This is a genomic window from Serratia sp. CY55921, assembly GCF_052167655.1.
In the GTDB taxonomy this organism is placed as follows: domain Bacteria; phylum Pseudomonadota; class Gammaproteobacteria; order Enterobacterales; family Enterobacteriaceae; genus Serratia; species Serratia ureilytica.
On the sequence record NZ_JBJNMU010000003.1, the window covers coordinates 117849 to 140105 of the forward strand.

The 22257-nt window shown below is 62.1% G+C and carries 19 protein-coding genes; 11 read left to right on the plus strand and 8 right to left on the minus strand.

The window, feature by feature from the left end; genetic code table 11:
• Positions 1-49 precede the first annotated feature (49 nt).
• From ACJ8M3_RS17060 to ACJ8M3_RS17070, 3 genes are read left to right on the plus strand one after another with little or no spacing between them, the layout of a single operon-like run.
• Positions 50-1420 carry a sucrose-specific PTS transporter subunit IIBC gene (locus ACJ8M3_RS17060; RefSeq protein ID WP_033639379.1) on the plus strand — a complete coding sequence of 457 codons (1371 nt, stop codon included), beginning with the start codon at positions 50-52 and terminating at the stop codon, positions 1418-1420.
• Positions 1420-2829, plus strand: a complete 1410-nt coding sequence (locus tag ACJ8M3_RS17065; RefSeq protein ID WP_089197434.1) for a sucrose-6-phosphate hydrolase — start codon at positions 1420-1422, stop codon at positions 2827-2829. Before ACJ8M3_RS17060 ends, ACJ8M3_RS17065 begins: the two co-directional genes overlap by 1 nt.
• 21 nt (positions 2830-2850) lie before the next feature.
• On the plus strand, positions 2851-3894 hold the full coding sequence (locus ACJ8M3_RS17070; protein ID WP_089197435.1) for a LacI family DNA-binding transcriptional regulator: 1044 nt from the start codon (positions 2851-2853) through the stop codon (positions 3892-3894).
• Between the two features lie 57 nt (positions 3895-3951).
• Here ACJ8M3_RS17070 and exbD read toward each other — a convergent pair whose 3' ends face one another.
• Both exbD and exbB read right to left on the minus strand, forming a co-directional pair.
• Positions 3952-4374 (minus strand): TonB system transport protein ExbD, encoded by a 423-nt coding sequence (gene exbD / locus ACJ8M3_RS17075; protein WP_004937307.1) that lies wholly within the window; start codon positions 4372-4374, stop codon positions 3952-3954.
• Positions 4375-4377: 3 nt separating this feature from the next.
• Complete coding sequence (exbB, locus tag ACJ8M3_RS17080; RefSeq protein WP_080280861.1) at positions 4378-5355, minus strand: tol-pal system-associated acyl-CoA thioesterase; 978 nt, start codon at positions 5353-5355, stop codon at positions 4378-4380.
• Between the two features lie 430 nt (positions 5356-5785).
• On the opposite strand from exbB, the gene metC reads away from it, so the two are divergent.
• Complete coding sequence (gene metC, locus ACJ8M3_RS17085) at positions 5786-6982, plus strand: cystathionine beta-lyase (RefSeq protein ID WP_089197436.1); 1197 nt, start codon at positions 5786-5788, stop codon at positions 6980-6982.
• A 145-nt stretch (positions 6983-7127) separates the two neighbouring features.
• Positions 7128-7790, plus strand: a complete 663-nt coding sequence (locus ACJ8M3_RS17090; RefSeq protein ID WP_033644630.1) for a DedA family protein — start codon at positions 7128-7130, stop codon at positions 7788-7790.
• Between the two features lie 10 nt (positions 7791-7800).
• On the opposite strand, the gene ACJ8M3_RS17095 is transcribed toward ACJ8M3_RS17090, so the two are convergent.
• Positions 7801-8721: a LysR family transcriptional regulator gene (locus tag ACJ8M3_RS17095; protein ID WP_042785382.1), complete on the minus strand. Its 921-nt coding sequence runs from the start codon at positions 8719-8721 to the stop codon at positions 7801-7803.
• Positions 8722-8828: 107 nt separating this feature from the next.
• Between ACJ8M3_RS17095 and ACJ8M3_RS17100 the strand changes: the two genes are divergently transcribed.
• Entirely contained in the window at positions 8829-9857 is a 1029-nt protein-coding gene (locus ACJ8M3_RS17100) for a zinc-dependent alcohol dehydrogenase family protein (RefSeq protein WP_089197437.1), read from the plus strand.
• A gap of 19 nt (positions 9858-9876) precedes the next feature.
• On the opposite strand, the gene ACJ8M3_RS17105 is transcribed toward ACJ8M3_RS17100, so the two are convergent.
• The gene (locus tag ACJ8M3_RS17105) at positions 9877-10764 is read right to left on the minus strand and encodes an AraC family transcriptional regulator (RefSeq protein WP_202396379.1); all 888 of its coding nucleotides are present in this window, start codon (positions 10762-10764) and stop codon (positions 9877-9879) included.
• A 226-nt stretch (positions 10765-10990) separates the two neighbouring features.
• Between ACJ8M3_RS17105 and yqhD the strand changes: the two genes are divergently transcribed.
• The 3 genes from yqhD to ACJ8M3_RS17120 all read left to right on the plus strand — a co-directional run bounded on the left by yqhD (position 10991) and on the right by ACJ8M3_RS17120 (position 14013).
• Positions 10991-12154: an alcohol dehydrogenase gene (gene yqhD, locus ACJ8M3_RS17110; protein ID WP_089197439.1), complete on the plus strand. Its 1164-nt coding sequence runs from the start codon at positions 10991-10993 to the stop codon at positions 12152-12154.
• Positions 12155-12441: 287 nt separating this feature from the next.
• A complete protein-coding gene (gene dkgA, locus ACJ8M3_RS17115; RefSeq protein WP_016930128.1) occupies positions 12442-13266 on the plus strand; it encodes a 2,5-didehydrogluconate reductase DkgA in 825 nt (274 codons plus the stop codon).
• 141 nt (positions 13267-13407) lie between these two features.
• Positions 13408-14013: a transglycosylase SLT domain-containing protein gene (locus ACJ8M3_RS17120; RefSeq protein ID WP_033644624.1), complete on the plus strand. Its 606-nt coding sequence runs from the start codon at positions 13408-13410 to the stop codon at positions 14011-14013.
• A 62-nt stretch (positions 14014-14075) separates the two neighbouring features.
• Here ACJ8M3_RS17120 and ACJ8M3_RS17125 read toward each other — a convergent pair whose 3' ends face one another.
• Positions 14076-16244, minus strand: a complete 2169-nt coding sequence (locus tag ACJ8M3_RS17125; RefSeq protein ID WP_033651302.1) for a YgiQ family radical SAM protein — start codon at positions 16242-16244, stop codon at positions 14076-14078.
• A gap of 80 nt (positions 16245-16324) precedes the next feature.
• Positions 16325-17059, minus strand: a complete 735-nt coding sequence (locus ACJ8M3_RS17130) for a GntR family transcriptional regulator (protein WP_033644622.1) — start codon at positions 17057-17059, stop codon at positions 16325-16327.
• Between the two features lie 659 nt (positions 17060-17718).
• Between ACJ8M3_RS17130 and ACJ8M3_RS17135 the strand changes: the two genes are divergently transcribed.
• Both ACJ8M3_RS17135 and ACJ8M3_RS17140 read left to right on the plus strand, forming a co-directional pair.
• Positions 17719-19116: a purine-cytosine permease family protein gene (locus ACJ8M3_RS17135; protein WP_060660237.1), complete on the plus strand. Its 1398-nt coding sequence runs from the start codon at positions 17719-17721 to the stop codon at positions 19114-19116.
• Positions 19113-20045, plus strand: coding sequence for a PfkB family carbohydrate kinase (locus tag ACJ8M3_RS17140; RefSeq protein WP_163966461.1), 933 nt, complete (start codon positions 19113-19115; stop codon positions 20043-20045). Before ACJ8M3_RS17135 ends, ACJ8M3_RS17140 begins: the two co-directional genes overlap by 4 nt.
• Positions 20046-20079: 34 nt before the next feature.
• On the opposite strand, the gene ACJ8M3_RS17145 is transcribed toward ACJ8M3_RS17140, so the two are convergent.
• Complete coding sequence (locus ACJ8M3_RS17145) at positions 20080-21330, minus strand: nucleoside permease (protein ID WP_089197720.1); 1251 nt, start codon at positions 21328-21330, stop codon at positions 20080-20082.
• A gap of 81 nt (positions 21331-21411) precedes the next feature.
• Positions 21412-22233: a xanthosine phosphorylase gene (gene xapA / locus ACJ8M3_RS17150; protein WP_042785389.1), complete on the minus strand. Its 822-nt coding sequence runs from the start codon at positions 22231-22233 to the stop codon at positions 21412-21414.
• Between the last annotated feature and the right edge of the window lie 24 nt (positions 22234-22257).

A 22257-nucleotide genomic window follows, 5' to 3' on the forward strand; every position in this document is an offset into this window, starting at 1 on the left:
GCTGCGCCGCAAACTGCGCGGCGGCATTTTTATTTAGCAAGGGGACAACATGGACATTACCGCAACCGCCAACGCGCTGTTGCCGCTGCTCGGCGGTAAAGAGAACATCGCCAGCGCCGCCCACTGCGCCACGCGCCTGCGCCTGGTGCTGGTGGACGACAGCAAGGTGGACAAAGAGGCCATCGGCAAACTGGACGGCGTTAAAGGCTGCTTCAGCAACGCCGGTCAGATCCAGGTGATCTTCGGCACCGGGCTGGTCAACAAGGTGCATGCGGAATTCATCAAGGCGGCGGGCGTCAGCGAATCCAGCAAGGCCGAAGCCGCCGATATCGCGGCGAAAAAGCTCAACCCGCTGCAGCGCATCGCGCGCCTGCTGTCGAACATCTTCGTGCCAATCATCCCGGCGATCGTCGCTTCCGGCCTGTTGATGGGGCTGCTCGGCATGGTGAAAACCTACGGCTGGGCCGATGCCAACAGCGCACTGTTCATCATGCTGGATATGTTCAGCTCGGCGGCGTTCATTATCCTGCCGATTCTGATCGGTTTCACCGCCGCACGCGAATTCGGCGGCAATCCCTATCTGGGCGCCACGCTCGGCGGCATTTTGACGCATCCGGCGTTGACCAATGCCTGGGGCGTCGCCGGCGGGTTCCACACCATGAATTTCTTCGGTCTGGACATCGCCATGATCGGCTACCAGGGCACGGTATTTCCGGTGCTGCTGACGGTGTGGTTCATGAGCCTGTTGGAAAAACGTCTGCGTAAGGTGATCCCCAACGCGCTCGATCTGATCCTGACGCCGTTCCTGACGGTGGTGATCTCAGGCTTTGTCGCCCTGCTGTTTATCGGCCCCGCCGGCCGTGCGCTGGGCGACGGCATCTCCTTCGTGCTCAGCACGCTGATCGCTCATGCGGGGTGGTTCGCCGGGCTGCTGTTCGGCGGCCTCTATTCCGCCATTGTCATTACCGGCATCCACCACAGTTTCCACGCGGTAGAGGCCGGGCTGCTCGGCAACCCCACTATCGGCGTCAACTTCCTGCTGCCGATTTGGTCGATGGCCAACATCGCTCAGGGCGGCGCCTGCCTGGCGGTCTATTTCAAAACCCGCGACGCCAAAATCAAAGCCATTGCGGTGCCTTCGGCCTTTTCCGCCATGCTCGGCATCACCGAGGCGGCGCTGTTCGGCATCAATCTGCGCTTCGTGAAACCGTTTCTGGCGGCGCTGGCGGGCGGCGCGCTCGGCGGGGCCTGGGTGGTGGCCAACCATGTCGGCATGAACGCGGTCGGGCTGACGGCGATCCCCGGCATGGCGATCGTGCAGGCCAGTTCTCTGGTCAGCTATATCATCGGTCTGGCGATCGCGTTTGGCAGCGCCTTTGTCCTCTCCCTGCTGCTGAAATACAAAACGGACGCACAATGATGGAAGAACTCAGCTTAATCAAACAGGCAATGCGGGCGGTCATGAACGGCCAGCCGCTCGCGCTGCGCGATCCGCACCGCCCGGCCTGGCATCTGGCGCCCAGCGTTGGCCTGCTGAACGATCCCAACGGCTTTATCCAGCACAACGGCATTTATCATCTGTTTTATCAGTGGAATCCGCTGGGTTGCGATCATCGCAACAAATGCTGGGGACACTGGCAGTCGGCCGATTTGCTGCGTTGGGAGCACCAGCCAATCGCCCTGGCGCCCAGCGCCTGTTACGACAGCCACGGCTGTTACTCCGGCTCGGCGGTGGCGGCGGAAGGCAAAATCACGCTGATCTACACCGGCAACGTGAAATTCCCAGACGGCTCACGCACCGCTTACCAATGCCTGGCTCAGGAAAGCGAACGGGGCGAATACCGCAAGCTCGGGCCGGTGCTGCCGCTGCCGGAGGGCTACAGCGGTCACGTACGCGATCCGAAAGTGTGGCGTCATCAAAATGACTGGTACATGGTGCTCGGCGCGCGTGACCTGCAGGATCGCGGTAAGGTGCTGCTGTTGCGTTCCAGCAATCTGCGTGACTGGCAACCGCTGGGCGAGATCGCCGGTTCCGGTCTGAACGGCTTAGAGGAATTCGGCTACATGTGGGAGTGCCCGGATCTGTTCACGCTGGACGGCGCCGATGTGTTGATCTGCTGCCCGCAGGGGCTGGCGCCGCAGCCGGAACGCTATCTCAACCGTTATCAGGCCGGCTATCTGCTCGGCAAGCTGGATTACCGGCAGGCGGCCTTCAGCCACGGCGAATTCCGCGAGCTGGACGCCGGCTTCGAGTTCTACGCGCCGCAGACGACGCTGGCGGAAGATGGCCGCCGCCTGCTGTTCGGCTGGATGGGCGTGCCCGAGCAAGATGAAGAAGCCCATCCGACGCGCCGTTACGGCTGGATCCACACCATGACCTGCCCGCGCGAGCTGTCGCTGCGGCATGGCCGCCTCCACCAGCGCCCGGCGCGCGAGCTGCAACAGCTGCGCGGTGAGCGAGCAGGCTGGCAAGGCCGCGCCGATGACGCCCCCACCTATGCGCTGGGGGCCGCAGAGTTGCAGATGACGCCGCAAGGCGCGTTCAGCGCAACCTTTGGCGACGCGATGACGCTGAACTGGGACGGCGAAAGGCTGCAGCTGACGCGCGCTTCCCTGACCGACGGCCGGCCGGAGCACCGTTACTGGCGCGGCTCGGTCACGCATCTGCAACTGCTGTTCGATCGTTCCAGCGTGGAAATTTTCATCAACCGCGGCGAGGCGGTGATGAGCGCGCGCTACTTCCCGGCTGGTGAGCCGCAACTGCGGCTGTGCGGGAGCGCGCCGCTGGCGTTGGAATACTGGCCGCTGACGCCATGCATGCTAGAATGACGCATCCTCCGATGACTTCAGATGGCGTCAGTGAAAAAAAATAAACGCATTACCATCAGTGACATCGCCACGCTGGCCGGGGTGTCGAAATCGACCGCCAGCCTGGTGCTGAACGGCCGCAGCAAGGAATATCGGGTGTCCGACGACACCCGCGATCGCGTTCTGGCGCTGGCGCACGAACACCATTATCAGCCCAGCATCCACGCCCGCTCTTTGCGCTCCAACCGCAGCCACACGCTGGGGCTGGTGGTGCCGGAGATGACCAACTACGGCTTTGCGGTGATTTCACGCGAGCTGGAAACGCTGTGCCGCGAAGCCGGCCTGCAGCTGTTGATCGCCTGCACCGATGAAAACCCGGCGCAGGAGATGATGGCGGTGAACAGTCTGGTGCAGCGGCAGGTGGATGGCTTGATCGTCGCCTCCAGCCAGTTGAACGACGCGGAATACCAGAAGATCAACGCCGGGCTGCCGGTGGTGCAGATGGACCGTCTGATCGCCGGCTCCGAACTGCCGCTGGTGATCACCGATTCGGTCAATTCGACCGCCGACCTGGTGGAAACGGTCGCGCGCCAACATCCGGATGAGATCTATTTTCTCGGCGGGCAGCCGCGCATTTCGCCGACCCGCGATCGCTTGGCCGGCTTCCAGCTTGGCCTGGAGCGCGCCGGCGTAACGTGCAAACCGGAATGGATCATCAACGGCAACTATCACCCCAGCTCAGGTTACGAGATGTTCGCTCAGCTGTGCGCACAGTTGGGGCGTCCGCCCAAAGCGCTGTTTACCGCCGCCTGCGGCCTGCTGGAAGGCGTATTGCGTTATCTGACTCAGCATCAGCTGATGGAGAGCGACATTCACCTGTGCAGCTTCGACGATCACTACCTGTTCGACTGCATGACGCTGAAGATAGACACGGTCGCGCAAGACTGCCTGGCACTGGCGCAACATAGCTTCGACAATGTCACCGCGCTTATCGACGAGCGGCCGCTGGAACAGAACGCGCTGTATCTGCCGGGCCGCATCCACTGGCGCCATGCCGGTTCCAGGGATTTATTGGCAAAGGCGTGACAGCTCTTTAGCCGTAAAAAAAAGGGCGCCTGAGCGCCCTTTATCGTTTTGCTGCCGCTACTTGGCGGCGCCTTCCATACCCACCAGCCCCACTTTCAGGTAACCGGCTTTACGCAGGGTGTCCATCACGCTCATCAGCGTTTCATAGTCCACGCTCTTGTCCGCCTGGAAGAAGATGGTGGTTTCTTTGTTCGCCTGAGTGCGTTGATCCAGCACCGAGGTCAGCTGATCGGCATTCACCGGCTGATCGCCGACGTAGAGCTGCTTGTCGGCCTTCACCGACAGGAAGACCGGTTTTTCCGGCCGCGGCTGCGGCTTGGCGGAAGAAGCCGGCAGATCGACGCGGATATCTACCGTTGCCAGCGGCGCGGCCACCATAAAGATGATCAACAGCACCAACATGACGTCGATAAACGGCGTCACGTTGATTTCATGCAGTTCGCCGCTGTCGTCCAGATCTTCATTTAAGCGCATCGCCATGACTCACCCCGCCCGCAGTTGATGTGCGTGCTGTGAGCGCTTGGCTTCCGCCGTTGCGGCCAGATCCAGATCGCGGCCCTGCAGCAGCAAGACCTGGGCCGCCACGTCGCCCACCTGGGCGCGATGGCCGCTGATGACGCGGGCGAAGATGTTGTAGATCACCACCGCCGGGATCGCCGCCACCAGGCCCATTGCGGTTGCCAGCAGCGCCTCGGCGATGCCCGGCGCCACGACCGCCAGGTTGGTGGTCTGCGAATGGGCGATGCCGATGAAGCTGTTCATGATGCCCCATACGGTACCGAACAGGCCGACGAACGGCGAGATGGCGCCGATGGTGGCCAGAAAGCCGTTGCCGCGGCCCATGTTGCGGCTGTAGGCCGCCACGCGGCGCTCGAGGCGGAAACCGGTGCGCTCTTTGATGCCGTTGTTGTCGTCAGACTCGGCGGACAGCTCCAGCTCGTTTTGCGCATCGTTCAGCAGCACCGCGCTGACGCTCTCCGGGGAGAAATTTTGCGCCAGCTCGGAGGCTTCATCCAACGAGCGCGCGTCGGCCAGCGCCGACTGCTCGCGGCGCAGACGGCGCTTGGCGCGCAGCAGTTCGCTGCCTTTGGCGAACAGAATGGTCCAGGTCACGATAGACGCCAGCACCAGGCCGATCATCACCGCTTTCACCACCGCGTCGGCGTGCTGGTACATGCCCCAAATGGACAAGTCCATACCGCGGGTTTCCGGCGGCTGGATCGTGGGCGCCGGGTTCACCGGCGTGATGCTTTCCGGCGCGGCGGCTGCAGGCGCAGGCGCGGTGGCCGGCGCAACGCTTTCGGCAACGGCCGGATGGGTCGCCGGCGCAGCCTGCGCGCTGCCGGCCAACCCTACGACCAGCACCATTGAAGCCATCAGGCTGCGGCCAAAGGCCTTGCCCCACTGCGCCCGGCCCTGGCCGAACGATCCTTGATTTAAATTCTTGCCAGCCGTTTTCACGCTGTGCCTCCACCCATTACCGATCAAAATTAAGGAATAATTCAGCGTGCGATCATATCAAACCAACCGGGGATTGATAGTAGTTCTCATTATTATTTACCAAATAAACGAGAAAATTTTAGACACCTCCGCAACCAAACGCCAATCTACGCCCGTTCACCGCTAAAAGCCCCTTTTATAGGGCGATTTCGTTACTTTTCTCCCACAACGGCGCAACAACGCCACGCTGCCGAACGGCGTCTCGACCGATGAATGGGCTTCTCTCTGGCCGCTCGGCAGAAGGATGACGCGAAAAATGCGCGGGCGGCAGCCAATTATAGCCGTTTCTATATCCAGAAGTTAAAACGTCTGGATGGCTATAATAACTCATGCTAACGTAAGGGCTATCGCAAACGGGCAGTGCAGAGCAACCAGAGGTGAGCCAGGTACCATGACGTCAAAACACATCGAAACCACGCTGATCGGCGCCGGCCGCGGCAAACGCTACACCCAGGGCTCCGTCAACCCCGTGACTCAACGCGCCTCTTCCCTGGTCTTCGACTCCGTCGTCGCCAAAAAACAGGCCACCGCGCAACGCGCCCACGGCGAGCTGTTTTATGGCCGACGCGGCACGCTGACCCACTTCGCGCTGCAGGATGCGATGGTGGAGCTGGAGGGCGGCGCCGGCTGCGTGCTGTACCCCTGCGGCGCGGCGGCGGTGGCCAATGCGATCCTGTCGTTCGTCGGCGCCGGCGATCACCTGCTGGTCACCGGCTCAGCGTATGAACCGACCCAGGACTTCTGCACCCACATCCTCGGCCGCATGAACGTCAGCACCACCTATTTCGATCCGCTGATCGGCGCCGACATCGCCACGCTTATCCAACCCAATACCCGCGTGGTGTTCCTTGAGTCCCCCGGCTCCATCACCCTGGAAGTGCAGGATATCCCGGCGATGGTGCAGGCCATTCGCGCCGTGGCGCCGGACGTGGTGATCATGATAGACAACACCTGGGCGGCGGGCGTGCTGTTCAAGGCGCTGGATTTCGACATCGACATTTCCATTCAGGCCGGCACCAAATACCTGATCGGCCATTCCGATTACATGCTCGGCACCGCCGTCGCCAACGCGCGCTGTTGGGAGCAACTGCGCGAGTACTCCTATCTAATGGGGCAGATGGTGGATGCCGACACCGCCTACATGGCGAGCCGCGGCCTGCGCACCCTGAGCGTGCGGCTCAAGCAGCACGAACGCAGCAGCATTGAGGTCGCCAACTGGCTGGCCGAACGGCCGGAGGTGGCGACGGTCAATCACCCGGCCCTGCCCAGCTGCAAGGGCCACGCGTTCTACCGCCGCGACTTCAGCGGCTGCAACGGGCTGTTCTCTTTCGTGCTGAAAGAACGGCTGGATGAGGCGCAGCTGGCCGCTTACCTGGACAACTTCAGCCACTTCAGCATGGCCTACTCCTGGGGCGGCTTCGAGTCGCTGATCCTGGCCAATCAGCCGGAAGAACTGGAAGCGATCCGCCCGGCGGGCGGCGTCGATTTTTCCGGCACGCTGGTGCGGTTGCATATCGGTCTGGAGAACGTCGAAGACCTGATCGCCGATCTGGCGGCCGGCTTCGATCGCCTCAACGGCGTGCGCTAAGGCGGATTCCGGTAATTTTCTTCGTCTCGTTTAATGTCGGCTTAAGCTATTAGCGGTACACTAACCGGGTAACTGTCAGATACGGTAACCGCCGCATCCTGGAGAACGTGACCCCGGGCGCAACCGGCATGCAACAGGACATAAAATGGATGTATTACGAGAGATTATTCATGCGCTTTGGCAGCAGGACTTCATCGCCCTCGCCGATCCCAGCGTGATTTGGGTGGTTTACGCCGTACTTTTCACCACCTTGTTTTTGGAAAACGGACTGCTGCCCGCCTCCTTCCTCCCCGGTGATAGCCTGCTGTTGCTGTCGGGCGCGCTGATCGCCAAAGGCGTGATGGGCTTTGCCCCCACCCTGTTGATTCTGACCGCCGCCGCCGGCCTCGGCTGCTGGCTGAGCTATATCCAGGGCCGCTGGCTGGGCCACACCAGCCTGGTGAAAGGCTGGCTGCTGCAACTGCCGGCGCAATACCATCAGCGCGCGCATAACCTGTTCAACCGCCACGGGCTGACGGCGCTGCTGATCGGCCGCTTCCTCGGCTTCGTGCGTACGCTGCTGCCGACCATGGCCGGCATTTCCGGGCTCAACAGCTCGCGCTTCCAGGTTTTCAACTGGCTGAGCGCAGCGATCTGGGTCTGCGCGCTGGTCGGCCTCGGCTACGCTTTCAGCCAAATTCCGCTGGTGAAACGCCACGAAAGCCAGGTGATGACCGGCCTGATGCTGCTGCCGCTGCTGCTGCTGTTCGTCGGCCTGCTCGGCGCCATGCTGGTGGTCTGGCGTAAAAAACGCGCTTCCTCTTCCTGATCCCGGCGCGCTACAGCGCTTTCTCGACCAACGCCAGGCGAGGCGGCAACTTGCTCACCAGCGTATCCACCGCCAGCCGCACCTTCAGCGGCAGGTGAGGCGTGTGCGGCCACACCGCATGCGCTTCAAAGGCGGCGCCGGGCCGATCGCGCAGCAGGCGCACCAGCGCCCCGCTCAACAGCTGCTCACGCACCAGCCAACACGGCAGCCAGGCTATGCCGAACCCGGCCGTCGCCGCATCCGCAATCGCCTGCAAATCGTCCATCTGCAATCGGTTATTCGGCATCACTTCCTGCGGCTCGCCGTTCTCGTCCAGCACCCGCCAGCTGCGCCGCGCGCCGGCGCGCATATAGGTCACCGCCTCGTGCTGGGCCAGTTGCTCAATGCTGTGCGGTTCGCCGCACCGCTGCAGATAGGCCGGCGAGGCGCACAGCGTCATGCGGTGATCGCCGATGCGCCGCGCCACCAGCCCATTGCTGTTGGCCAACGTGCCGTTGCGGATCGCCATATCGAAGCCGTCCTCAATCAGATCCACCACCCGATCGCTGAACGACAGCTCCAGCTCCAGGCCGGGATGCTCACGCGTCAGCTCGGTCAGCAGCGGCGCGATGCACATGCGGCCAAACAACACCGGCATCGATACCCGCAGCCGGCCACTGACCTGCCGCTTGCCCGACTCCAGCAGCGTTTCCGCGCCGCGGATCTCCTCCAGCGCCCGCAGGCAACGCTCATAGAACAACGCGCCATCGTCGGTCAGGCTCTGGCTGCGGGTGGTGCGATGAAACAGCCGCACGCCCAGCCGCTGTTCCAGCCGGGCGATCGTTTTCCCCACCGCCGAGCGCGACAGGTGCAGCCGACTGGCCGCCAACGCAAAACTGCCCGCCTCCACGGCGGTGACGAATACCGAAATGCCGCTCAATCGATCGCTCATGGTTTGTCGCTCTAAAAGAAACAATCTGCGGAAATCTTATCGCCACTGGCGAACCTTCATCAACGATATTATCGACAGGTCGTTAATCGCAGACTTTGGAGAACATCATGACCGACACGATGCAACGCTGGACGATGGACGCCCTGGGGCGTGAACACCTGCAGCTGACCACCGACGCGATCCCGCAGCCGGGGCCGCGCGAGATCAGAGTGAAAGTGAAGGCGGTAGCGCTCAACTACCGCGACAAAATGATGATTGAAAGCGGCATGGGGCTGACGCTGCCGCAGTCGTTCACCCCCGCCTCGGACATGGCCGGCGAGGTCGACGCCGTCGGGCCCGGCGTCAGCCGTTTCCAACCCGGCGCCCGGGTCATCTCTACCTTTAGCCCCGGCTGGATCGACGGCCGGCAAAAACCGTACGGCAATGCGCGCCAGGCGCCTTACCACACCCTTGGCGGCTTCTATCAGGGCGTGCTGGCGGAATACGTGATTTTGCATGAAGACTGGTTGGTGGCGGCGCCGGCGTCGCTGGACGACGTGCAGGCCAGCACCCTGCCTTGCGCCGGGCTGACCGCCTGGTTCGCGCTGGTGGAACAGGGCAAACTGCATGCCGGCGAGACGGTGCTGGTGCAAGGCACCGGCGGCGTGGCGCTGTTCGCGCTGCAGATCGCCAAAGCCCACGGCGCGGAGGTCTATGTCACCTCCGGCAGCGATGAAAAGCTGGCGCGAGCCCTGGCATTGGGCGCCAATCATGGCATCAACCGGCTGGACGGCGATTGGGTGGAGGCGATTTATGCGCTGACGCAGGATCGCGGCATCGACCATGTGATCGATACCGTCGGCGGCCCGAATTTGGGCAACTCGGTGCGCGCCGTGGCGGTGGGCGGCCGCATCTCAGTGATCGGCGTGCTGGCGGGCGCCGAGATCACCGCCCCCGCCGGCCTGCTGCTGCTGAAATCGGCGGCGATCCAGGGCATCGGCGTCGGCCACCGCCGCGCGCTGGAAGATCTGGTGCGCGCCGTGGACGCCGTCAACCTGCAGCCGGTGATCGACCAGGTATACCGGCTCGATCAACTGCCGCAGGCGTTGGATCACCTCGATCGCGGCCCGTTCGGCAAGATCGTGCTGACCCCATAGCCCGCCGCCCGGCGGCGGCTCACCCCTCCAGCATCAGCGGATTGGCGTCGCGCAGCCGGGCGACTTCATCCCCCGGCGTGACGCCAAACAGGCGTTTGAATTCACGGCTGAATTGCGACGCGCTCTCGTAGCCGACGCGGATCGCCGCGGTACTGGCCTTCAGGCCGTCATGCACCATCAGCAAACGCGCCTTGTGCAGCCGGTACGATTTCACGTACTGCAGCGGCGAGGTGTTGGTCACCGCCTTGAAGTTATGGTGAAACGCCGACACGCTCATGTTGACCTCGCCGGCCAACTGCTCGACGTTGAGGCTCTCGGCATACTGATTTTCTATGCGCCGCAGCGCCTTGGCGATCTGACTGAAATGGGTATGACGGTTGACCAGCTCCTGCAGCGACGCGCCGCAGGCGCCGCGCAGCACGTAGTAGAGGATCTCGCGCACGATCTGCGGCCCCAACACCCGAGCGTCGAGCGGCTTGGCCATCACGTCCAGCAGACGTTCGGTGGCGCACAACAGCTCTTCCGTCAGCTCGGCCAGGTTTACGCCGTTGCTCTCCGCGCGCGGCTGCATCAGGTAGTCGTCGTCGCCGATGTCGATCAGCAAGTCCTGCAGCATTTGGGTATCGATATTGACCGCCAATCCAACCAGCGGCAGCTCCGGGCTGGCGAAGGTTTCGCACTCAAACGGCAGCGGCACCGTCATCAGCAGGTAGTTGCGCGGATCGTACTGGAACACCTTGTTGCCGCAATAGCCGACCTTGTGCCCCTGAAAGATGATGACGATCCCCGGTTCGTACATCACCGGCTGGCGCGGGCAGTGGCGATCGACATACAGGATCTTCACCCGCGGCACCGGTGACGGCGTATAGCCGTTGCCGGTGGCGATAGCCATCGCCTGGCGCGCCATGCGGCTGCGCAGCGCATCGATTTCAATCACGGAAAAACCCTCTTACAGTCAGAACGATTCGGCATAAATCATAATTTAAAACTCTCTATTTCTACAGTCATCTGTAGAAATAGGCAAGAACCAAACAGGAATGTGCATTGTGCGTTACCGCCAGGTTGCTGATAATACGGGCCAGAAACCTTTGCGCCGCTTTGGCGCCCGCCTGACAGAAAGAGAGAAATCAGCCATGCAAAACTTCATTCTGCATACCCCAACCAAAATCCTGTTCGGCAAGCAGCAAATCGCCGAAGTGGCCGGCCAGATCCCGGCGGACGCGCGCATTCTGATCACCTACGGTGGCGGCAGCGTGAAGAAAAACGGCGTGCTCGACCAGGTGTATAGCGCGCTGGCCGGCCGCGACGTGCGGGAATTCTCCGGTATCGAACCTAACCCGACCTACGAAACCCTGATAAAAGCGGTCGAGGTGGTGAAAGCGGAAAACATCGATTTCCTGCTGGCGGTCGGCGGCGGTTCGGTGGTTGACGGCACCAAGTTCATCGCCGCCGCGGCTCGTTATACGGCCGACAGCGATGCCTGGCATATTCTGCAGACCGTCGGCAGCCACATCACTGACGCGTTGCCGATGGGCTGCGTGCTGACGCTGCCGGCCACCGGTTCAGAATCCAACAGCGGCGCGGTGATCACCCGGAAGAGCAGCGGCGACAAGCAGCACTTCTTCTCACCGCTGGTGCAGCCGCGCTTCGCCGTGCTGGATCCGGTGGTGACCTACTCGCTGCCGCCGCGCCAGGTAGCCAACGGCGTGGTCGACGCCTTCGTACACACCCTGGAACAGTATCTGACCTACCCGGTCGACGCCAAGGTGCAGGATCGCTTCGCCGAAGGCCTGCTGTTGACCCTGCTGGAAGACGGCCCGCGCGCGCTGGCCGAGCCGGAGAACTATGCGGTGCGCGCCAACGTGATGTGGAGCGCAACCATGGCGCTGAACGGCCTGATCGGCGCCGGCGTGCCGCAGGACTGGGCGACCCACATGCTGGGTCATGAGCTGACCGCCATGCACGACCTCGACCACGCGCAAACGCTGGCCATCGTGCTGCCGGCGCTGCTGCACGAGAAGAAAGCGCAGAAACGCGAAAAGCTGCTGCAGTACGCTGAACGCGTCTGGGGCCTGCGCGAAGGCAGCGAAGACAGCCGCATCGACGACGCGATCGCCGCCACCCGCGCCTTCTTCGAGCAGATGGGCGTGCCGACCCGCATGGCGGATTATCAGCTCGACGGCAGCAGCATTCCCGCGCTGCTCGACAAGCTGCAGCAGCACGGCATGACCGCCCTGGGCGAGCATCAGGACATCACCCTGGACGTCAGCCGCCGCATTTATGAAGCGGCGCGTTAATCGCAAAACGGCGATTTTTTGCTAGGCTTTAGTCTTCGCCAGCCATTTTTCGCCGCATTCTGCGCTCGGCCGATCGCCGGGCGCAGTCGGGCGCCTCAGCGCGCCGCCGATCGTTTCGCACCACTCGTCTTACCGCTCATTCGCAGGGAGAGCGGGGAGAAAATCGCCCTCCCGCCACCGCTGAAATTAGGCTGGCAAACCCGGCAACCGCCCATTTTGCCAACTAGAATTTATCTATAGCCGTTTCGGTGCCGCAGGCGCCGCAATCCGTACACAAGGAGATGCGCATGACAACGCAACAACCCATCATCAAACTCCACGATGGTAATCTGATGCCGCAGTTGGGTCTCGGCGTTTGGCAGGCGAGTATTGAAGAGACCACCCGCGCGGTCAGCAAAGCGCTGGAGATCGGTTACCGCTCCATCGACACCGCCGCGATCTACAAGAACGAGGAAGGCGTCGGCGCCGCGCTGCAGTCCAGCGCGCTGCCGCGCAGCGACCTGTTCATCACCACCAAGCTGTGGAACGACGATCAGGGCGATCCGCTGGCGGCGCTGGAAACCAGTCTGGAAAAGCTCAAGCTGGACTACGTGGATCTGTATCTGATCCACTGGCCGCGCCCGCAGCAGGATCAATACGTCTCCGCCTGGCGCGAGCTGATCAAACTGCGCGAACAAGGTCTGGTGAAAAGCATCGGCGTGTGCAACTTCCATACGCCGCACCTGCAGCGTCTGTTGGATGAAACCAACGTGGCGCCGGTCGTCAACCAGATCGAGCTGCACCCGTTGCTGCAACAGCGCCAGCTGCGCGCCTGGAACGCCACGCACCATATCGCCACCGAATCCTGGAGCCCGCTGGCGCAGGGTGGTGAAGGGGTATTCGACCAGCCGCTGATCAAGGCGCTGGCCGAGAAATACGAGAAGACTCCGGCGCAGATCGTGGTGCGCTGGCACCTGGACAGCGGCCTTATCGTGATCCCGAAATCGGTCACGCCGTCGCGCATCCGCGAAAACTTCGAGGTGTTTGATTTCAAACTCGATAAGGACGAACTGGGCGAGATCGCTAAGCTGGACGTCGGCAACCGCCTGGGGCCGGATCCGGATACCCTGTAACCCCCCTCAAGCCCTCTCCCGCCGGAGGGGGCTTTTCCTTCCCGCACATTGCTCCTTTGCGCCGCCTGACGTTATGATGACGACGCCGGAGGCTCCGGCCACCGGTTAACGCCGTTAAAAAACAGACAAGCACGGAGCACCATGAAATTCTCTTTCTCACACGGGTCACGGCTGGGCATGCTTTGCATCATGCTGGTGCTGGCGGGTTGCGCCGGCAAGAAACAGCGCGTCAGCTACGATCGCCACGCCTTCGATAGCGCCATTCAAGACGCCGCCAGCGAATACGGCGTGGACGCCAAGCTGATCACCGCCATGATCCAGGTGGAGTCCGGCTTCAACCCTTCCGCAGTGAGCAGATCCAATGCGATCGGTCTGATGCAGCTGAAAGCCGATACCGCCGGCTGCGACGCCTACCGCTACAAAGGCAAACGCGGCTGCCCGGACGACGATGACCTGCGGGATCCCGACACCAATATCGATCTCGGCGCCGCCTATCTGGCCACCTTGCAAAAACAACAGCTTAAAGGGATCGCCAATCCCGTCACGCTGCGCTACGCCACCATCATCGCCTACGTCAACGGTACCGGGGCGCTGCTGCGCACCTTCTCCAGCAACCGCCAGCAGGCGATCGCGATGATTAACAACCTGTCGCCGGAAGCCTTTAACTGGCACGTGCGCAAATACCATCCCGCCCCGCAGGCGCCGCGCCATTTGATGAAAGTGGAAGCCGCTTACGAACGGTTGTAATTAGCCAAAGTAAAAAGGAGAACCCGAGGGTTCTCCTTTTTGTTTGCGCGCGGGCCTCGTCGTTACGGCTTGGCCTTGCGAATCGGTTTGCGCGGCGGCCGGTTGGACGGCGTGCGCTGCCGATTGATGTCGGTATGCTTGGTCAACGCCGGTCGGGTGTGGCGCTGCAGCCGTTTCGCTTCGCGCTGCTCGTCGATGCTCGGCGCCGGTACCAGACACTCGCGGCGGCTGCCGATCAGGTGCTTCAGCCCCATCTCTTCCAGCGCGGTGCGGATCAGCGCCCAGTTGGCCGGATCGTGGTAACGCAGCAGCGCCTTATGCAGGCGACGCTGGCGCTCGCCGCGCGGCACCACCACGTCTTCACTCTTGTACCCCACCTTGCTCAGCGGGTTTTTGCCGCTGTAATACATGGTGGTGGAGTTGGCCATCGGCGAAGGATAGAAGTTCTGCACCTGATCGAGGCGGAAACGGTTCTTCTTCAGCCACAGCGCCAGGTTCACCATATCTTCATCGCGGGTGCCCGGGTGCGAAGAGATGAAGTACGGGATCAGGTACTGCTCTTTGCCCGCCTGCTTCGAATAGTGATCAAACAGCTGTTTGAAGCGATCGTAGCTGCCCATGCCCGGTTTCATCATTTTCGACAGCGGGCCTTCTTCGGTGTGCTCCGGCGCGATCTTCAGGTAGCCGCCGACGTGGTGGGTCGCCAGTTCCTTGATATAGCGCGGATCTTCCACCGCCAGATCGTAACGTACCCCGGAGGCGATCAGGATCTTCTTGATGCCCTCCAGCGAACGCGCGCGGCGGTAAAGCTTGATGGTCGGCTCGTGGTTGGTATCCATATAAGTGCAGATCTCCGGATACACGCACGAGGCGCGGCGGCAGGTCTGCTCGGCGCGCGGGTTGGTGCAGCGCAGCATGTACATGTTGGCGGTCGGGCCACCCAGATCGGAGATCACGCCGGTAAAGCCCGGCACTTTGTCGCGGATCTCTTCGATTTCGCGAACGATCGAATCTTCCGAACGGCTCTGGATGATGCGCCCTTCGTGCTCGGTGATCGAACAGAACGAACAGCCGCCGTAGCAACCGCGCATGATGTTCACCGAGAAGCGGATCATGTCGTAGGCAGGAATGCGTTCCTGACCGTAGGACGGGTGCGGCACGCGCTGGTAAGGCAGGGCGAAGACGCTGTCCATCTCCGGCGTGGTCAGCGGGATCGCCGGCGGGTTGATCCACACGTAGCGATCGCCGTGTTTTTGCATCAGCGCGCGGGCGCAGCCGGGGTTGGTTTCATGGTGCAAAATGCGCGAGGTGTGCGCATACAGCACCTTGTCGCCCTTCACTTTCTCGAAGGACGGCAGCAGCACGTAGGTCTTCTCCCACGGCTTCGGCTTGGCGGCGCGCACCGTGACAGGCTTGGCTTCCGGCTCCTTCGGTTTGGCGCCGTCGGCGCACGGCAGATCCTCGCCGTACGGGTTCGGGATAGGTTCGATGCGGCCCGGCTTGTCGAGGCGGGTGGAATCCACGCCGCTCCAGCCCGGCAGCGCTTCTTTACGCATCACCGCGGTATTGCGAATATCGTGGATATCGCCGATCTTCTCGCCGGCGGCCAGACGGTGCGCCACTTCCACCAGCGGGCGTTCGCCGTTGCCGTAGATCAGCATGTCGGCTTTGGAGTCCACCAGCACCGAGCGGCGCACGGTATCCGACCAATAGTCGTAGTGGGCGATGCGACGCAGGCTGGCTTCGATGCCGCCCAGCACGATCGGCACGTCTTTATAGGCTTCTTTGCAGCGCTGGCTGTAAACCAGGGTGGCGCGATCCGGGCGCTTGCCACCGACGTTGCCGGCGGTGTAGGCGTCGTCGTGGCGCAGTTTGCGATCGGCGGTATAGCGGTTGATCATCGAATCCATGTTGCCGGCGGTGATGCCGAAGAACAGATTCGGTTTCCCCAACCGCATGAAGTCTTCTTTGTTGCTCCAGTCCGGCTGCGCGATGATGCCGACGCGGAAGCCCTGCGCTTCCAGCATGCGGCCGATGATCGCCATCCCGAAGCTCGGGTGATCGACATAGGCGTCGCCGCTGATGATGATCACGTCGCAGCTGTCCCAGCCCAGTTGATCCATCTCTGCTCGCGACATCGGTAAAAACGGCGCGGTGCCATAACATTCCGCCCAATAAGGCTTATAAGAAAACAGTTCACGATCGGGTTGGATCAGGCTGGTGGTGCTCATTCTGCTGCTCTTTTTACAGGTTAATTAATCGCCGGGCGGCGATTATACGCACTAGTGGCAAAAAGAGCATGGTTATTTCGCTAACCATTCACCTCGAATTCATAAACGTCGCTGCGGCACAAGATATCGCTGAACTCCAGCGCCTCGCCCCGGGCGTTGCGGCTGGTTTGGATGATGTGCAACAACGGCGCGCCGCACGGTACGTTGAGCAGCTCGGCGACCTCGCCGCTGCAGGACACCGCCTTCAACAAAAAGTGTTTATCTTCAGGCACGATGCCGCGCGATTGCCATAACGCATACAGCGAATGCTCCAGCTGCGCCGGTTCAGGCAGGAAGCGCAGCGGAATATAGGTGGTTTCCAGCGAGACCGGGCTGCCGTTCAGCAAGCGTAAACGCCGCAGTTTGACCACCTCATCCCCTTCCGCGATCCCCAGCGCCGCCGCGGCCTTGGCCGGCGCGCCGACCCGCGCGCGCAGCAGCCATCGGTTGCTGACGCTGCTGCCATGACGCAGCGCCTGAGCGGTAAAACCGCTGTCCTTATCGAGGGAATAGCCGATACGCATCGCCACGCGGGTGCCAACGCCCTGCTGCCGCGAAATCAGCCCCTTCTCCTCCAGCAGTTTCATCGCCTTGCTGACGGTGACGCGCGACAGCGCCAAACCTTCCGCCATGTGCCGCTCCGGCGGCAGAAATGCCTCCGCCGCCAGCACCTGCTGCCTGATCGCGGTTTCTATCGCCGTCGCCAGCTGAATATAGCGCGGCGCCGCCGCCCCCTGCGCCAGATGTTCACGCAGCCAGGCCATAAAATCCGTCATTCGCCCGCCCTCTTGTTCCGCCCTATGCCCAAACTTCGCTTTCTCCTATCGCCGATCCGGCGATAAAGCCTCTCACCATAACTAAAATATTGCTAATGTTTTCAGAGGGACATCACAATTTTTATTCAATGGACTTTCATTGGATCTAGATCGCGCGTAATCTGTGCTTATTGATGTTGAAACATCAATGGCACCAACACCAGGGATCCACCTTTAAAACAACTAAAAATCCGCTGCCGACCAGACAGGACGCACCTGATGGTCAGGCAGCGGGCATACGCTGTCCGCATCCCGTTCGCTGAAGCGGATGGGCGACCCTTTGGGATGAATTGCCCGCTTCTCGCCGTACCCGATGGGTCACGTTGCCCAAGACGCCACTACAAATGACAAATAATAAGCAACGGTGCTAATGGATAGCTTGCTCACGGCTCATCATCCCCTCGCGCGATCCCCCTTGCGCCGGGTGAAACGGACTGATGCCTGCAAATAAAAACGTTCTCTCTCTTCCAAACTCCGCTGCAGACCCACTCTTTGTCTACACTCATTGGCGCCGTGCGGTCGGCAAGCCTCATCCGAGGCGGCGGCCGCAGCGCCAACAAAATCGCTTTTCAGTTAACTGCGGCGGCCCTCAAGGCCCTGCGCAACAGGGATCAATTGCTATGACCGATATCAATCGCAATGAAGCATGGAAGGTAGAGAGCACCGGTATCGACCGGGTGCCGGATGCGGAACAGACCGGGCGGCCCATCGAGCTGTTTTGGATCTGGTCGGCAGCCAATATCGGCATTCTCGGCGTGGTGTATGGCGCCATCATCGTCGGCTTCGGCTTATCCTTCCTGCAATCGGTGCTCGCCGCCTTGTTCGGCGTCGCCAGCTTCGTGCTGGTTGGCCTCACCAGCTTCGCCGGCAAGCGCGGGCGCACCTCTACGCTGACGCTGTCGCGAGTGATTTTCGGGCTGAAGGGCAACGTGGCGCCTACCCTGTTCAGTTGGATCAATCTGATGGGCTGGGAAGCGGTCAACGTGATCACCGGCACCCTGACGCTGGCGGCGCTGTTCGAGGCCTTCGGGCTGGGGGCCAGCCATCTGCTGACCGCGCTCAGCCTGTTGCTGTTCGCCGGGCTCACTATCGTCGTCAGCCTGCTGGGGCAGAATACCGTAGTCTGGATGCAAAGCTGGTTCAGCCGCATCTTCGGCACCATGACGCTGATCGTGGTGCTCTATATCCTGTTCAACACCGAGTGGAGCCAGGTGCTGGCGCTGCCTTCCGGCAGCTGGCTGACCGGCTTCCTGCCGGCGGTCTCGGTGATCGCCGCCGGTACCGGCATCAGTTGGGCGATCGCCGGCGCCGATTACAGCCGCTATCAAAGCCCGAATTCGTCGAGCAAAAGCATTTTCGCCGCGGTGATGGGCGGCGCCTGTTTGCCACTGATGCTGCTGATGCTGGCCGGCATTCTGCTTTCCGTGCAGCTGCCCGATCTGGCCAACGCCGCCAATCCCATCGCGCTGATAGGCTCAGTGCTGCCCGCCTGGATGGCGATCCCTTATCTGCTGGCCGCCACCGCCGGCATCGTCACCATCGCGGTGCTCAGCCTGTATTCCGCCAGCCTTAACCTGCTGACCATCGGCGTGCAGGTCAAACAGTGGTTGGCGGTATCGATCGACGCCGTGGTGGTGCTGGGTATCGCCCTGTATGTGCTGTTCATCTCCGGCGATTTTATGGGGCCGTTCATCTCCTTCCTGGTGTTCTGCGGGGTGTTCCTGGCGGCCTGGGAGGCGATTTTCCTGCTCGATTACCTGTGCCTGCGCCGCCACCACGGGTATGATGGCAACGCTTTGTACGGTCTGCATGGCCAGAACCGCGGCGTGCGCAAAGCCCCGCTGTTCTGCTGGTTCCTCGGCGCCCTGTGCGGCCTGCTGGTCACCAAAACCGGTTTTATCGACGGCCCGCTGGCTAAAGGCTTGTTTGCCGACTCCAGCCTGGGGCTGTTTGTGTCGTTTGCGGTTAGTCTGATCGCTTACGGTCTGTACCTGACCCAACGCAGAGAACATCAATGAATGAGTGGGAAGCTGTAACGCCTGTCCTGGTGATAGGGGGCGCGGTCGGCGATCTGGTGATGACGCTGCCGCGCCTGCCGACCAGCGGCGAAGATATCGAAGCCCAGCCGCAGGCGCGGCAAATCGGCGGTTGCGCGTTCAACGTGGCGCGCGCGCTGACGCGCCTTGAAGTGCCGGTGATCAACGGTATGCCGGTCGGCAACGGCGAATGGGGCGCGGCGATCGAAGCCGCCATGGGCGAACTGGGGCTGGAGGTGCTGTTGCGCCACGGCCAGATGGACAATGGCTGGTGCCTGGCGCTGGTGGAGCCGAACGGCGAACGCACCTTCATCACGGTTTCCGGTTGCGAAAGCCAATGGAATAAAGCGCAGCTGGCCACGCTGCCGCTGACGGAACACACCCTGATCTACGCCAGCGGCTACGAGCTGGCGGGCGAAAACGGCGAAGCGCTGCGCGAGTGGCTGACGCGCATGCCGTTCGACCAACCGCGTCTGATCGATCCCGGCCCGCGCATTGCCCAGCTCAGCGAAGATTTCTTCGCCATGCTCAGCGACAGCCACACCCTGCTGACGCTCAACCGCGACGAAGTGGCCGCGCTGTGCGGCGCCGGCGACGTCGTGGATGCCGCGCAGCGCTATGCCGCCGCCCGTAATCTGACGCTGATCTGCCGCCTGGATCGCGACGGCGCCTGGATCTGCGACGGCCGCACGCCGCCGCTGCACGTTCCCGCCTATCCGGTGGACGTGGTCGATACCATCGGCGCGGGCGATGCCCACTGCGCCGGTTTGCTGGCGGGGCTGTCCGCCGGCTGGCCGCTGCCGCGGGCGGTCGATCTGGCCAACCGGGTCGCCGCCTGCGTGGTGGCCAGCCTCGGCGCCGCCAATCCACCGGACCGGCATCAACTGCAACAACGCTTCCCGCAGGCCTGACGTTTCAGGGCGCCACCATCCATCGCCCTCAGCCTTACTGCGCCGCCGCCGCACTCTCCTGCGGCGAGTGGCGATAGTTGAAGCTCAACGCGAACACAATCCCCAGCACCAGCGTATACAGCGCAAACACCAGCCAGATGCTCTGCCAGTCTTTCACGCCGTCATGGCTGAAGAAATCCACCACTTCGCCGCTGGCGAGCGCCCCCACATAGGCGCCCAGACCGTTGACCATGGTCATGAACAGCCCCTGCGCGCTGGCGCGGATGCGGTGATCGGCCTCCTTCTCGACGAAAATGGCGCCGGAAATATTAAAGAAGTCGAACGCGCAACCGTAAACGATCATCGACAACAGCAGCAGCACGAAACCAAAACCGACCGGTGTGCCGTAGGCCAGGAACAGGAAACGCAGCGTCCAGGCCGCCATGCTGATCAGCATCACCTGCTTGATGCCGTAACGGCGCAGGAAAAAGGGAATGGTGAGGATAAAGAACACTTCAGAGATCTGCGACAGCGACAGCAGCACCGCCGGATACCGGACGCTGAGGCTGTCCTGATACAGCGGATTGAGCGACAGATCGTGCAGGAACGGGTTGCCGAAGGTGTTGGTTATCTGCAGCGCCGCGCCGAGCAACATGGCGAACAGGAGAAACAGCGCCATGCGCCGCTGGCGAAACAGCACCAGCGCATCCAGCCCCAGCACGCTCACCCAGCGCTTCGACTCGGCCGCGCGGTTGGTCGGGCAACGCGGCAGCGTCAGCGAATAGGCGGACAGCAGCAGCGACGCCGCAGAAGCCAGATACAGCTGCAGATTACTGAGCTCGATTTGGCTGAAACCGACCAGCCACATTGCCAGAATGAATCCCACGGTGCCGTACACCCGCACCGGCGGAAAGTCCTTTACCGTGTCAAAGCCGTGCTTCTCCAGGCAAAAATAGGAAATGGCGTTGGAGAGCGCGATGGTCGGCATATAGACCATGGCGTTGAACAGCATTACCCAGAACATCAGCATCGGTTGCTCAACCTGCGCCGCACAGTACAGCGCCAACGCCCCGAGCAGGTGGCAAAGCGCATACAGGTAGTTGGCCCTCATCCAACGGTCGGCGATGATGCCCGCCAGGCCCGGCATGATCAGCGCCGCGATCCCCTTGGCGCTGTAAACCATTCCCACCTGCATACCGCTGAAATGCAGCGTGTTGATCATATAGGAGCCCAGCGTCACCAGCCAGGCACCCCAGATAAAGAACTGCAGGAAAATCATCACCTTCAATCGTGTTTTTATCGCCATCGCCATCACCTTGTTATTATGCTTTCAACGATGATTGGTGCGGCGGGCCCACTGCAGCCCGCCGCCGGTTTGCTTACGGTGTCACAGCGTTTTGAACAGCTCGCGGATAAGGCGCATGAAATCGTCCGCCGCCAGCGCCGCGCAGCTGAGCGTTTGTTCGTGAGAAAGAGGCGTATCCGACAGCCCTTCGGCGTAGTTGGTCATCGCGGACACCACCAGCACCTTGAGGCCGCAGTGGCGCGCCGTCAGGACTTCCGGCACGATCGACATGCCCACGACGTCGCAGCCGAGGGTCTGCATCATGCGGATCTCCGCCGGCGTTTCGAAGTTCGGCCCGGTGTAAGCGGCGAACACCCCTTCCGCCAGCGGGATGCCCGCGCTTTCGGCCACCGCCGCCAGTTGGGCGCGCAGATCGCGATCGTAGGCGTTCGCCAGGCTGAAGAAGCGCGGCCCGAAGCGCTCGTCGTTGGCGCCGACCAGCGGCGATTCCGGCATGAAATTGATATGATCGGTAATGGCCACCAGGCTGCCCGGCGCTACCGAGCGGCGCAGCGAACCGGCGGCGTTGGTCGCCAACAGGAATTCGCAGCCCAGCAGTTTGAAGGTGCGCACTGCGGTGGTCATCACCTGCATGCCGCGCCCTTCATAGAAGTGGCCGCGCCCTTTCATGCACACGACCGGCACGCCCTCCAGCTTGCCGGCGACCAGTTGCCCGGCGTGGCCGGCGACGCCGCTCACCGGGAAGCCCGGCAGCGCCGCGTAATCGAGGGTGACGGTTTCAGTCATCACCTCCGCCAGAGCGCCGAGCCCAGAGCCGAGAATCAAGGCCGCTTTCGGCTGAAAACCCGGCAGACGTGCGCGGACAACATCGGCGCAGATAAAAGCATCTTCTTGATTAAACATCGTATTCTCTCTTTAAGCGGGGGA